Origin of the sequence: Clostridium novyi NT, from assembly GCF_000014125.1 — a bacterium.
Lineage (GTDB): Bacteria > Bacillota > Clostridia > Clostridiales > Clostridiaceae > Clostridium_H > Clostridium_H novyi.
Map to the genome: position 1 here is coordinate 916,205 of NC_008593.1, position 13,236 is coordinate 929,440.

12 protein-coding genes and 1 pseudogene are annotated in these 13,236 nt (G+C 24.9%); 6 read left to right on the forward strand and 7 right to left on the reverse strand.

Annotation, left to right across the window (positions count from 1 at the left end):
* Positions 1-4 precede the first annotated feature (4 nt).
* A complete protein-coding gene (locus NT01CX_RS04155) occupies positions 5-1,669 on the reverse strand; it encodes a recombinase family protein (RefSeq protein WP_011721796.1) in 1,665 nt (554 codons plus the stop codon).
* Between the two features lie 133 nt (positions 1,670-1,802).
* On the opposite strand from NT01CX_RS04155, the gene NT01CX_RS12220 reads away from it, so the two are divergent.
* From NT01CX_RS12220 to NT01CX_RS12420, 5 genes and pseudogenes are all read left to right on the forward strand, one after another.
* Positions 1,803-1,973, forward strand: coding sequence for a hypothetical protein (locus NT01CX_RS12220; RefSeq protein WP_003375496.1), 171 nt, complete (start codon positions 1,803-1,805; stop codon positions 1,971-1,973).
* A gap of 111 nt (positions 1,974-2,084) precedes the next feature.
* A complete protein-coding gene (locus tag NT01CX_RS04160; RefSeq protein ID WP_011721797.1) occupies positions 2,085-2,702 on the forward strand; it encodes a hypothetical protein in 618 nt (205 codons plus the stop codon).
* A gap of 260 nt (positions 2,703-2,962) precedes the next feature.
* Positions 2,963-4,384 carry a DUF3696 domain-containing protein gene (locus NT01CX_RS04165; RefSeq protein ID WP_011721798.1) on the forward strand — a complete coding sequence of 474 codons (1,422 nt, stop codon included), beginning with the start codon at positions 2,963-2,965 and terminating at the stop codon, positions 4,382-4,384.
* A gap of 125 nt (positions 4,385-4,509) precedes the next feature.
* Complete coding sequence (locus NT01CX_RS04170) at positions 4,510-5,439, forward strand: hypothetical protein (RefSeq protein WP_141640118.1); 930 nt, start codon at positions 4,510-4,512, stop codon at positions 5,437-5,439.
* 195 nt (positions 5,440-5,634) lie between these two features.
* A pseudogene (locus NT01CX_RS12420) lies at positions 5,635-5,990 on the forward strand (transposase); the annotation flags it as partial.
* 94 nt (positions 5,991-6,084) lie between these two features.
* On the opposite strand, the gene NT01CX_RS04175 reads toward NT01CX_RS12420, so the two are convergent.
* The 6 genes from NT01CX_RS04175 to NT01CX_RS04195 all read right to left on the reverse strand — a co-directional run bounded on the left by NT01CX_RS04175 (position 6,085) and on the right by NT01CX_RS04195 (position 11,103).
* The gene (locus NT01CX_RS04175; RefSeq protein ID WP_011721800.1) at positions 6,085-6,750 is read right to left on the reverse strand and encodes a hypothetical protein; all 666 of its coding nucleotides are present in this window, start codon (positions 6,748-6,750) and stop codon (positions 6,085-6,087) included.
* Positions 6,751-6,940: 190 nt separating this feature from the next.
* A complete protein-coding gene (locus tag NT01CX_RS04180) occupies positions 6,941-8,476 on the reverse strand; it encodes a recombinase family protein (protein ID WP_011721801.1) in 1,536 nt (511 codons plus the stop codon).
* On the reverse strand, positions 8,412-9,923 hold the full coding sequence (locus NT01CX_RS04185) for a recombinase family protein (RefSeq protein WP_011721802.1): 1,512 nt from the start codon (positions 9,921-9,923) through the stop codon (positions 8,412-8,414). The genes NT01CX_RS04180 and NT01CX_RS04185 overlap by 65 nt, the downstream gene beginning before the upstream one ends.
* Positions 9,907-10,050, reverse strand: a complete 144-nt coding sequence (locus tag NT01CX_RS12225; protein ID WP_003376350.1) for a hypothetical protein — start codon at positions 10,048-10,050, stop codon at positions 9,907-9,909. Before NT01CX_RS12225 ends, NT01CX_RS04185 begins: the two co-directional genes overlap by 17 nt.
* A 2-nt stretch (positions 10,051-10,052) precedes the next feature.
* Positions 10,053-10,598, reverse strand: coding sequence for a hypothetical protein (locus NT01CX_RS04190; protein WP_011721803.1), 546 nt, complete (start codon positions 10,596-10,598; stop codon positions 10,053-10,055).
* A 100-nt stretch (positions 10,599-10,698) separates the two neighbouring features.
* Positions 10,699-11,103 carry a helix-turn-helix domain-containing protein gene (locus tag NT01CX_RS04195; protein WP_003376027.1) on the reverse strand — a complete coding sequence of 135 codons (405 nt, stop codon included), beginning with the start codon at positions 11,101-11,103 and terminating at the stop codon, positions 10,699-10,701.
* Positions 11,104-11,357: 254 nt separating this feature from the next.
* Here NT01CX_RS04195 and NT01CX_RS04200 point away from each other — a divergent pair, with 254 nt between their 5' ends.
* The gene (locus NT01CX_RS04200; RefSeq protein ID WP_011721804.1) at positions 11,358-12,884 is read left to right on the forward strand and encodes a PIN domain-containing protein; all 1,527 of its coding nucleotides are present in this window, start codon (positions 11,358-11,360) and stop codon (positions 12,882-12,884) included.
* The last annotated feature ends 352 nt before the right edge of the window (positions 12,885-13,236 follow it).

The following is a 13,236-nucleotide window of genomic DNA, read 5'->3' on the forward strand; positions in this document are numbered from 1 at the left end:
GGTTTTATCTGGAACTATTACCAAAAGACAAGTTATCTTTTTGCCTTCTAATACCACCTACAGGAACATCAGAAGAAGCATTAAAAAGATTTATTTTTAATGTTGATGTTTTACTATCCCATACAATATAATTAATAATTTCTAAAAGATATGAGCGAAGTTTTTCAGTGTCAGTTGTAGAATCACAAAGAGTTTTGAAGTTTTTTATTTTAGAGTTAATTTCATTAATGGAATTTGCATTAGAATTTGTGTTTTTAATGGATTTTTCTAAAGAGTTTATTTCTTTTTTTAAAGAAGTGTTTTGTTTATTTAAATTATTAATTTCCTTTTTGAATTCTGAAATAATAGTAGGATCGTCATCTAGAAGGGCTAATTTTCGTATTAATCCATGGATTATTTTATTATTATTTTCTATTTCTTTTGAAAGCGTATTTTGTTTTTCTTTTATTGAAGAAAGGGCATTTTTATTATTGATTATATCATCATAAGCTTCTATAAGGTCATTTAAAGTAACACCTTTTATACTAGATAAAACTAAATCCTCAGCTTTATAGGCATTTAACATTTTACTACTACATCTATTTGAAGCTCTATTTTTTAAATTACATCTATAATATTTTTCGTATTTACCACTTTTAGGATTATTACGACTCCATGATCCCATTGTACTGCCACATTCATTGCAAACTAAAAGACCAGATAAAAGAAACTTGTTTCCAGTAGCACTTCTAGGAGAGGATTTTTTAGTATTCAAGGAATTAATGTTTTGACATTTAATCCATACATCACTTGAAATTATCCCTTTATGTTTTCCGATGGATACAATCCATTCACTAATAGGATTTGCTTTTTTACCTTGTTCTCTCTTATTATATGTGATAACACCATGTTTCCCATCGAAATTGCCACAAAGTATTGCACCTTTATTTTTAAAATATTTATAGATTTTTTTATCAGCATAAGTGTAAACAGGATTTTCTATAATTTGTTTTATAGTCCCCTGTGAAAACTCTCCTCCGTTTTTTCCTTTATATTTATGGGAGCAAAGATAGTTTGCAACTGAGGGAAAACCTTTCTTTTCTAAATATAGATTAAAAATTAGTTTTATAAGTTCAATTTCTTCGGGGATTTCAATTAATTTATACATTTTTTTATTTTTACCATTAAAGTCTATATAATTAATAGCTTCGGACTTAAAGCCAAGGGGAGTAATACCACCAAGCCAACGACCTGTCTTTGCAAGTTCAAGCATATTATCCCTAATTCTTTCAGCAATGGTTTCACGTTCAAGTTGTGCAAAAACAGATGCAATATAAACCATTGCACGACCAATTGGTGTAGAGGTATCAAAGTGTTCTTTAATTGATACAAAATCTATATTATGTTTTTGAAGGGTTTCAAGAGTAGAGGAAAAGTCAGCTACATTACGAGATATTCTATCAAGTCTATAACAAATTAACATAGAGAATTTATTTGATTTTGCATCTTGTATCATTTCTTTAAATTTAGGTCTATTAGTATTACCACCGCTGAAACCTTCGTCTTTATAATATAAAAATTCTGTAGCTCCGGCACGAGTACCAAATTCTTTGCAAAGGTGAATTTGATTTTCTATGGATTCTCCTTTGTCTGTTTCCATGGATTTTCTAGCGTATATTGCTGCAATCATTAAAGCACCTCCATAGTAAGTTAAAGTACCATATTAAAGTTTATGTTATATTATAATTTAAAAGAATGTTATTGTAACAAAATTACTGAAAACCAATATTATATAATGGAATAATATTTATATTGGTGATTTTATGAGAAAAAGTAGAGAGATTTCAGTAGAATTAAATTATCCGGATAGTGAAGAAGATTTAATAGAATTAGAACGTAGAAAAGCTAGAATTATTATTAATATATTAAAAGATGAATATGGTGAGATTGAATTAGACAAGTTTATTAATAGTATTAGGGAAAAGGCTCAGTAATATTCGGAGAGAATTTGTTAGTTGAAGTGTTAAGTTCTATAGATTAAAATAAAATTCAGATTAGTAATTAGAAAACAAGATATTAAATATATAATAGAATGAGGGAAAATTATGTGTGTATTAGCTAAGTATGAACCAGCGTCTAATGTAGGAAAGTATAGTTGGGACTATAAATTAGAACATGAATATAGTGCATTAGATAAAATTAATATGTGTTTAATTGAACTGGAAGATTTAAAGGAATTTACAGATAAATATGAAAAATATTATTATGCGATTGCTCCATTAAGGGGATATGGTAAGATTAGAAGAAAATTAAAAGAAAAACAGTTTATAAAATATAATTGGAGCAAAATAGATTTTTTTGAAATACAAGAAGAATCAAAAAATTGTTTTGAACCTATAGAAGATAGAGTTACATCATATTATTTTACTGAAATCAATAAACACACTAAATTTGATTACATAAATAATAATTATCTTGAATGGGACAATCTATACATATTTGTATCTGAAAAAGAATTGAGTAGTTATGAGATTAATAGTATGTTTTCACAAATCTATTATTTTAATATGGTTAAATCCAATTCATTATTTGATTATCTAATATTAAAAAATATTGGATTTATGGATCTTGATGTATCTTTTTTTCATGAAGAATATAGTCATGAAAATAAAAGATGTGGAATTAATGTATTATTATATAAAAAATTTGCATTAAGCAGATAAGATTTTGAAAGTGAAGAAATAATTTATTTAATAATAAGGTTATTAAATAAATATAAGGTAAAAAGGATAGATTTTAATTAAGATAATTACTGAAACGAATATTCCTAGTGTTGATATAATATATATTTTAGAATACATTTTAAAGAACATGTTCAATGTAAATATTTCCTCAAATGAAAAGTTATGATATAATTTAAATGTTAATGATGTGTAAATATTTAAAAAGTATTATATTATATAAAGTACATAGGGAGGAGATTATGCAAAGTTTTAGATTGAGGAATATCAAGGGCTTTCCGGATTCGGGAAGTTTTGAGATAAAACCGATAACTGTTATTATTGGACGAAATAGTAGTGGAAAAAGTAGTTTAATTAGATTTCCTTTAGTTTTAAAACAAACAGTTCAAGAATCAGTTTCTCCATTTTTAAGTTTTGGTAGATATATTGATTATGGAAACTTTGAAGATGTAGTATTTAATCACGATACCAATTTAAATATTTCATTTGATATTGAAATTAATTCAGAGAAATTTTTGTATTTATTAAAAAGAACATATATACCTTATAAAATTAGTAAATTAAAGGAAGCATTTTATATTGAAAATAAGAAATTAATAATTCATGTAGAAGTAGGAAAACCTAAAAAAGTTTCTAAATCTAAAGAAGGATTAAAAGTAAAAAAATTCCAAATACTTTTAGGAGATGATAACATAATATCCTGTGATGAAAATGATACATTGTATGATGTTAATGTTATGGATAGAAAATTTGGAAAATATTCATTGCAATTCGATAGCTTTATACCTAATATAAATTATATGGATTTGGAGCCAAGTGTTAATAATACTGAAAGCGAATATAAAGAAGAATTAATATATATGGTTAGAGCTATAACAAGAGCTGTACAAATGTATTTATCAACATTATGTGATAATATCTCTTACATTGGACCTTTTAGAAAGATTCCAGAGAGAAGTTATAGGTATAAAGAAGCAAATCTTGAGAATGTAGGATTTGATGGTCAATATACTGCTGAAATTTTAGCTAGTTATTATAGAAGAAGTGATACAAAATTTTTTGAAAACATTAATGAGTGGCTAAATAAACATTTAGGAATGAAGTTGACAGTTGAAGATTTAAAAGGAGATTTATACAAAATTCTTATTAAAGATTTAGAGACTAATGTTAATAATAATATTATAGATGTAGGATTTGGTTTATCACAAGTTTTACCTATAATTGTACAAGTTTTTATGAACAAGCATTATGATACAAAAACTATAAGACAAAATTATACTAGGCGATTTCTTAATAAAAAATTAAATATTATTGAGCAACCAGAATTACATTTACACCCATCTGCACAAGCTAATTTAGCAGATTTATTTATAGAAGGACATAAGATTGATAAAAAAAATTATTTTTTAATAGAAACTCACAGTGAACACTTAATATTAAGACTTAGAAGAAGAATACTTGAAGATAAGATTAATCCTAATGATGTTGGTTTATATTTTATTGAAAAAAGGTCTAATAATGATTCATGTGTACAAAAACTGCACCTTGATGAGTTTGGAAATATTAGCAATTGGCCTGAGGGGTTTTTTGATGAAAATTTTAATGAAATTATGAAAATTAAAAGTATATTATTAAAAAAAAGGAATGAACAAATAGAATGGTAATTAGCATATCAAGTAAAATTTGGCAGAAGGCAATATTATATAATGACAAAGATATAATTAAGCTAATTAAGCTAATACTTAATTTGGTGGAACTAGGTAAGCATGAACTAATTTTTGAAAATAATATGATAGAACAGGATATTATTAGTTGTGCACATTTCCAAAGTTATTCCGAGATTATAAAAAATATTGGAAAACATTCATTCTATAGTAAATTACCAAATAGATTAATTAGGATTACACAAAAAGAAGTACTTAAATTACCAATAGATAGTAACATAAAAATACATTATAATGGAAACAAGGTTGTCCACAAAGAATCGTCTACAATATTTGAGTATATAGATATTTCTATTATAAATTCATACTTAAATTCACCTTTATATATTGTTGTGGAGAATAAAGATTCTGATGGAAAATTTATTAGAAGCATTTATAATTTTATTACTAATAATAATGCGACAATGCAAGATCTTGAGTTAAGTGGAAAATTAAAAATTGTACATGGTGGAGGAGGAAATGTAGGTTTAGTATTGGAAACTTATGTATTACCATGTAGATTAATATGTTTGGTTGATAGTGATAAGAAATATCCACAAGATAGTTTGCAACGCAAAGATGGATTAAGAATAATATGTGATGAATGTGGACACGACTTTATAATTTTAAGTAGGCGTGAAATTGAAAACTATATACCTGATAAAGCTCTAATAAGTTGGCAGAAAAAGCAACAATCTTATAATGATGATATTAATATGTATTTTGATTTAGATAATAAACAAAAATCATATTTTGATTTAAAAAAAGGATTGAAAATTAAAGATTTTAAAGATCATAGGATAAGAGAATTATATTCAAATATATATGATAAATATGAAGAAGTAATTAACAAGGGATTTCAATGTAATAATGTTTTAAATAAAGAAATTTTAAAGGGGTTTGGAAGTAACGTATATAATGCATTTGATGAAATTGCCGTATGTACTAAAGAAGATTTGAAAGATTTCTATGATGAACTTAATGAAATCGTAGAGCTGATTAACAACAGAATATGAAATACATATGAAAATTCATAAAACTGAATTAGCCATAAAAAATTGAAAATACTAATTGAATTAATATACATAAAATATTATAGGAATGTAGGTTAAGTTGTGTAAAAACAGATTAACCTACATTTTTGTATGGTTGATTTGTTATTTTAGGATAACACCACTATAAGAATTTATAAGGAATTTAAATCTTAAATTTTGAAGTACTTGATTTTGACTATAAGGCATAAGTTAAAAAATTTAAAATTAATTTATAAAGCAATTACTGAGGAGATAGCGCTTTTAGAACTTGATAATCTTAATGAAAAAGGATTTCTAAGTATGGTATAGTTATTGATTTTTGTTATGATAATTGGGATGATCTATCTATGTTTAGGAATTGTTACTCGAGATTGGAGAAATAATATATATTATAAATCTTTTGAAAGATTCAATAGAGAAATTAGAAAATGTACTAAAACTAGAATCATATTTCCTACAGATGAATCTTTAAAAAAGTTATTATACTTATATATCATAGACATAATTAAAAATGGATTTCACCAAGACAAAACTGATCTCTTACACTAGGTAAATTGGTAATAAAATAGATAAAAATTCAGTATAACAGCATATATTTTTTATTATTTTCTTATAGTACATTTATTTTTAATAAGTAATTCGCAAATATTCTATTATAGCTGTTTGAATAATTTTTGAACGATTTCTTTTTAAGGGCAAGTTATATTTATTACATACTCTTTCTTCAAGTAATTTCATAACAAAGGAGTTTATACATATAGAAAATTTTTCGTTTGGAGAAGTAGATATATATTCGGCATATTGAGAGGGCGAAATGGTTTCATCTAAAGAACCTTTATTAAGGATTTTATTAGTACTACTATTATCACATTTTAAGGCATCATTATTTCCATTTTTAAGGTTACTTATATCACTACTAGATTGAGTATTTGTTAGATCAATAGATAATTGATTTGACTTTAATTTAGGAGAGTTATTAATACAGGGTTCATCAGATAATTTATTTTCATGATTTATAATTAGAGTATTAGTATCTTTTGGTGATACTTTTTTCTTACTTTTAGAGGTCTTATTTGTATCACTTTTATAAGTATTCCAAGAATGTGTTTTGGTATCCCATTGTAGGTTAAATTCTTTTTTTATATAGTTTGTTATAGCTGTTGTGCTAGGACATTCGCTTTCAGTTACTTTTTCACAAATTGCTTTTCTTATTTTATAAGAAGTCATATTATTTTTTATAAACATTTTAAAATCAAATTCATTAAATATGTTTAAAAGCTTATCTTTTTTCATAAAACACTCCTGCATAAATTTGTATTCAATATATAATATTATTTTAAGCAAAAAGTGTTACTAAACTGAGGAGAATTAAATGCCTAAAAAGAATACTATTTTCTTACTAAGTCTAGTAGGCATATAGTCTTTTACGGTATACCGAGAAAGACTATATGCCTACTAGAATAAAAATTTTAAAACCTTAGTTTTATAAGGTCTTGGGAGAAATAATTATATCTAATTTTAGTTGATTATTTTCATTAGAAACTATAATTTTATTTATTAAAATAAAACATAAAATTCTTTTATCAGTTATTGAAAATTTTATATTTTTTATTTCATTACAAAACTCATTGAATGAAATAGGAACTATATTAAGTTTATTTTTATGGTTATTGAGTTGCTTAGAAAATAAAGTTATATAGTCTTCAAAGTGATGTTTATATTTTAAGAGTCCTTTTTCTATATGTTCTTGGGGATTTTGTTTAAGCATATCATCTATGTTTTTAATGTTTTCTTTAAGTTTTAAAATTTTATTAGTAGTTTCAGTGATTATATCATTATTTGTTTCATTTTTTTTATAAAATTTTTTAAGATAGTGGTTATATCCTTTAGTAATATCATTTTCAGAGTAAGTTGGATTAAGTAGTTTTTCTAAAACTAAATCTTCTATTATTTTAGATTTTACAATGTTATGGGATTTTAAATTTTCTTTTGTAGGACATCTATATACTGAAGGTTTGTTTTTACCGTAGTTTTTAGGAATTAGTTTCATTCCACACTTAGAACATATCAAAAGGTCTTTTAAAATAAAAGGAGAAGAAAAATACTGAGGATCTTTTATAGTGGGTTTAACACTTCTTAATAAATTAAATATACGTTTAGTATTTGTTTCAATTACATCAAGATTTTCTTTATAGGCTGAGGATAAATAAGTTTCTTTTTTTAGATGATTTTTTCTTCTTCCACCTTTTTTACCCCAAGTTAATGTTCCGAAATAAACCTCATTTTGTAGCATGTATTCAACTGTACTTTTCTTAAAGTTGTATGGAAAATATTTTTTAGAAAGTTCTTGTGCAATACTTCTATATCCATATCCTTTAGAATAAAGCTCAAAGGTTGTTTTAATTATATCTATTTTAGAGTTATCTATATCTAAGGCTCTACCAGTAGGACTATCTATAATTTTATATCCTATAGGTGCCTTTCCACCAGTCCAATCACCTCTTTTAAAAACTTGAGTTAAGGAATCAAAAACTCTAGAACTAATGGTTGCAGCTTCAAATTCTGCATAACAAGCTAATATATTTTGAAGTTTTTGACTGAGGAGATCACTTTTAAAGTTTTCACCTTCTTTAGTAAAGTGAATTTTTACATTATTTTTTTCTAGATGTTGTTTTATTAAAGCATTTTGAAATACATCTCTAGCTAGTCTATCACTACTGTAGACTATAAGGTGGGAGAATTGTTTTTTAGAAGCCATAATTAATATTTTTAGAAGTTCTGGTCTATGTTTAAAAACTACGGATAAATCACTAACTACAGGAGTTGAAACTGTAGTTGAAGCTGGTTTCTTTTCTTGAAAAATCATATCATTAGTTAAAATTAAATTGTTTTTATTTGCATATTTAATAGCTTTAATTTTTTGAGTTTGAAGATTTTGACGTGTATCAGATACTCTAAGGTATGCTACTGCTATGTTTTCTATATTGAATGTCTGATGAGAATTTGGATTTGGATACATCTATTTGCACCTTCTTTATAATATTTTTAAAGAAATCATTTGACATATTCTCATTTAATATAAAATTTTCAACCAGTAAATTTCTATTATGAGGAGTTATTTTTTCTTCAAAGTTTTCTTTGTAATACATATATTCAATGGTTTTTTCTTTTAATTTATTATATTTTGTCTGAAGTTCTTTTTCTTGTTTATCTAAGTTATCAAAATAGGGGTTATTTACATTTTTAGATTGTATCATTTTCAGTAAAAGCTTATCTTTTTTAGATTCAATTATGGAGAGTTGCTTTTCTATTGAGGTTATTTGAGCATTTGTTACAGCCATCTTGTTATTGTAATACTTTAAAATTTCTTTATGACTTAATAAATCAGATATAACAGATGACAATAGTATATTTAAAACAGTTTCTTTTTTTATTGAAAAACAATGATTTACACATTGAAAGTTATTGTTTATCAAATATACTTTACATGAGCATTTCTTACAGTAAAGTAAGTTTGAAAATAAGCATGAAGAAGAATTTAATGGATTAATATTTGAAAAACCATTTACATAAAAGTATTTAGTCACGATATTTTCCCAGTATTTAAAATCTTTTATTATAGGGGTAACGTTATTGGCTTTAAGGAGTTTAGATTTGTCTATGCGTAAATTATTTTCATTATCATAAATAAGCAAGTTTTCTATAGGAGTTTTAGCTATTTTAGTATAGTATCCTGTGTAAATAGGAGTTTTCAATATATATTTAAGAGTTGAAGGAGTAAATTTTAAATTATATTTAGTGTTAATATTTTTAGTAATATTTTTAAAATCTGCTTTAGTAAGATTGGATTTTGATAAAGACTCAAATATATATAGAATTATTGGTGCAGATTCATCTTTAGGAATTAATTTAGCATGTTTACCTTTACCTAACTTTAGGTATCCTTTTGGATATTTAGCTGACATTGAGTAAGTTCCACTAGCACGTTTTCTATCTATACCATCTTTGGTTCGGAGCTTTATATTTTCTGGTTCAAGTTCTGAAAAGGAAACTAGTATATTTTCCATAAGTGATGCAAGGTCACTTCCATCATCTAAAAAGGTTTCATTACTAGCAGCATAAATTAATTTAACGTTATTTTGCTTACATAAGTATTTTATTTCTTTAAAATGAATAGTCTTTCTAGCTAGACGATCTCTTTTAAAGACTATTAGATGTTTAAACTTATTATTTTTTAAATCATATACAAGTTTTTTAAAACCAGGTCTATGAAGTGGCTCAAATCTAGTTGCTGATTCGTGATCAAAGTATTCTCCACTAATTATTAAGTTAAGTTCCTTTGCTTTATTTCTACAAGATTGAAGTTGATTTTCTATATTATCTTTATTATTTAAGATTGATCTTCTAGCATATATGGCACAGTAGTGAGTAGGATTATATTTGTATAGTTCAGAGTTTTTCTCCATTGGTCTTTTCTTTATTGCTCCTTTCATCATTTTTTAATATAAATTGTATTATATAGTCCATAAGTATATTCTTATAATATTCTTCATTGTTATAAGTAATGGTGACTTTGATGTTTTCTTTGTCCAATCTTAAAACCTCCCATATCTTTTGTGATTAATACTATACATTACATCAATGTTAATAAAAGTTGAGAATTTTAGACCATGCTGAAGATAGTAAAGACTAAATATATCTGGATAAACTCCAAGTTTCTTTTTTATAGAATAGACAGTGAGAAAAGTTTTATATGAGTTGAAATATTTATCTATAGAGGGTATATATTTACCTGTTTTATAGTCAATTAATTCTAGCTTGTCATTTGATAAGAAGTGGAGTTTATCTACTTTACAACATATAAGATTAGAATCCTCTTTAAAGGTTATGAATTTGTCTAGAAGTAAAATATCACAACCTTTATCAAGAGGATTTAAGAAATAAAGTTTTATGGCATTAGTGGCATAAGATTTAAATAAAGATTCCTCGTGTTTAGATTGGTAACCTGTAGACAACCAATTTATATTAAGGATATCTAGGAGTGCATCATAAGATAAGATGGATTTAGAATAGTTTTTATTTATATCATATAAGGTTTTATGAAGTGATATATCAAGAGAAAGGTATTTATTAATCTCCATTAATAAGTACACCACCTTTGCAGTAATAGGATGTGTACTGAGAGATAAAAATATACATCAAAATGAAATTTCATATAAATGAAAATGGCTAAATCTATAATTATTTAGATTCAGCCATTTTTATTTTAATTATTGTTTTAAGTTCATGAATTATCATATTAGTTATTAAATTTATTTTATCCTTATCAAAATCTAGTACAGAAGATGTTTCAATAAAAGAATTAATTAATGAATTAATCTGTGGTTGGATTTTATTAATGTTTTTACATTCAGTATTTAAATTATCAATAGTGTATGGAGTAGAAAATAATCTTACCTCAGATAAGGGAATATCTAATTCTTTAATAATGTTATTTAGCAAAATAAGTTGAAAGGAATCTGTTTTCCCAGTTTCAATATTACTAATTAATCCAACTGAAACATTAAGTTTATTAGCCAATTCAGTTATGGTATATCCTTTTTTATTTCTATAGGCCCGTATAGTTTTACCTAGTTGCTGCTGCATGAAAACACCTCCATATTTTTGATTATGGACAATGGATAGGGAGTTTAAACATAGAGATGAGATATTAGAATGTTAAAATAAATTTTAATATTAATGTAAAATACATATATAATATGATAAAATATGGATGGAACATGGTTTTTAAGAGTATGCTTTTTTGACTTAGAAGATGTTGCAAATGTTTTTTAAACTTATATATAGTTTATGGCTATGGCATCTAGGACAGAGTACTAGAAATCATTTAGGAGGAGAAAATGAAATACTTATTGTTAGATACTAATATATATATTGATATGGTCGTTTATAGAAATAAAGAGAATCCACCAAAATCATATGAGTGTTTAAGAAATTTACTTGAGTTTAATCAAATCAAGTTGGTAGTTCCTAAAATTGTAAAAGATGAAGTGTATAGACATATAGAAGATGAGATAAACAAAGTGGGAGATAATTTAAAAAATTTGAAGAACAAAATAAATAATATATATTGGGTGAGTAGAGGTGACGAAGTTAGTAAATTTAAGGATAAAATAAATAATTTATCTAATAATATAAGTGAAGTTAAAATTTACTTTGATAAAAATAAGGAATCGTATATTCAAGAATTTAAAGAAAAAATAGCAACTATTTTTGGCAATGATAATAGTATATTAATCGAAGAAACACAAGATTTAATTTTAGGTGTAGAGAAGAGAAAAATTTATAAAAGATGTCCATTTCATATAAAAAATAAAGAATCAAGTGCAGATGCTCTAATTGTAGAAATATTAGTTAATTTAAACAAATTTATAAATTTTATTGAAGATGATAAAGTGATTTTTATTACTAAAAATTTTATCGATTTCTCAAAATCTAAAAGTAAAGAGGAAAGGGAAATTATCCATCCTGATATATGCGATAGTCTAAAAGAAAATATGTTATATGACAAATTCATATATAGCATATTTTATTATAAAACATTAAAGGAACATTTTAAAGAAGAGTTAGAAGTAGCAGAAGAGTTAGAAACTGTAATTGAAGAACAAGTTAAGGAAGAAGAGGAAGAAAGGAAAAGACATTTAGAGTATATTATTGATCTTGATAGAGAAGAGTGCGGATTATCAGAATTATATTCCGATTATAATGTAATGGAATATATAAATGAAGATACTAAATTTGAAGAATTAAAAGGCATACTAAATAAATATAATGAGTTTAGAGACAAAGTCGAAAATTATATAATTAAATATGATGAATTGATAGATTATCTACAGAATTTGAAAAAAGTAGATTTAAAAGAATGTGTAAAAAGATTTAATAAAAAATCAGCATTTATTACTATAGATATGGATGGAGAAGAAATAATTGATAATATGGTAGAATTTATTGATAATTATATTGTTGATATTAATTTAGTAAATTTAATTAATCAAAGCAAATATGAAATTAAAGAAGAATTTCAGTTGGAAACAATAGTTGATATATATGACTATGAAAATAATAGAATTTTATTGAATGCAGAAGGATATCTATCACCCAGTAATTTTGGACAAGATTATATAGAATTAAAAATATTAAAAAATGGAATTTTAGTTAAAAGAGGAATAATTGATATATCATATGGTGGAGCTGAACTTAATGATGATGGTGGAATAGGAGATGCACAAGAAGGTTATATTGAATATTATATTGATGGTATTCAAGAATACTTTGATAATATAATAGATAAAGGTATCACAAAAATTAGTGAAAAACAAAATCTTCTAGATAAATTGATAAAACTTTTAGAAATTAATTTAGACTAATGAAATATTTATTATGTTATAGCAAGTTAAGTTCAATGGTTAAATAAAAAATGGATTGGACTATAATGGAGATATAAAACTTATTAAAAAAGAGAAATTATACTAGGTAATAATCATGAAGACTTAATGAGCAAAGGAAAGACTAAATTGATGTTATAAGAGTAGAGTGTAAGATGGTGAAATTATGAAAACTGGTAGCATAGAAACTTATGAATTTTAGCACACAAAATATTAAAATTGAAATATATGGACGGGTATTCGGTGTAGAAAAATTATATTAACTATTAAATATTTAACTATATAACATGAAACAATAAAACAGCCTTGACTTTCTCTCTAGTCAGGCTTTTCT

Bases quoted from the DNA above. Each gene is read 5' to 3' on its own strand.
- NT01CX_RS04155 (WP_011721796.1), bottom strand. From the start codon at position 1,669: ATGATTGCAGCAATATACGCTAGAAAATCCATGGAAACAGACAAAGGA.
- NT01CX_RS12220 (WP_003375496.1), top strand. From the start codon at position 1,803: ATGAGAAAAAGTAGAGAGATTTCAGTAGAATTAAATTATCCGGATAGT.
- NT01CX_RS04160 (WP_011721797.1), top strand. From the start codon at position 2,085: ATGTGTGTATTAGCTAAGTATGAACCAGCGTCTAATGTAGGAAAGTAT.
- NT01CX_RS04165 (WP_011721798.1), top strand. From the start codon at position 2,963: ATGCAAAGTTTTAGATTGAGGAATATCAAGGGCTTTCCGGATTCGGGA.
- NT01CX_RS04170 (WP_141640118.1), top strand. From the start codon at position 4,510: ATGATAGAACAGGATATTATTAGTTGTGCACATTTCCAAAGTTATTCC.
- NT01CX_RS04175 (WP_011721800.1), bottom strand. From the start codon at position 6,750: ATGAAAAAAGATAAGCTTTTAAACATATTTAATGAATTTGATTTTAAA.
- NT01CX_RS04180 (WP_011721801.1), bottom strand. From the start codon at position 8,476: ATGTATCCAAATCCAAATTCTCATCAGACATTCAATATAGAAAACATA.
- NT01CX_RS04185 (WP_011721802.1), bottom strand. From the start codon at position 9,923: ATGGAGAAAAACTCTGAACTATACAAATATAATCCTACTCACTACTGT.
- NT01CX_RS04190 (WP_011721803.1), bottom strand. From the start codon at position 10,598: ATGGAGATTAATAAATACCTTTCTCTTGATATATCACTTCATAAAACC.
- NT01CX_RS04195 (WP_003376027.1), bottom strand. From the start codon at position 11,103: ATGCAGCAGCAACTAGGTAAAACTATACGGGCCTATAGAAATAAAAAA.
- NT01CX_RS04200 (WP_011721804.1), top strand. From the start codon at position 11,358: ATGAAATACTTATTGTTAGATACTAATATATATATTGATATGGTCGTT.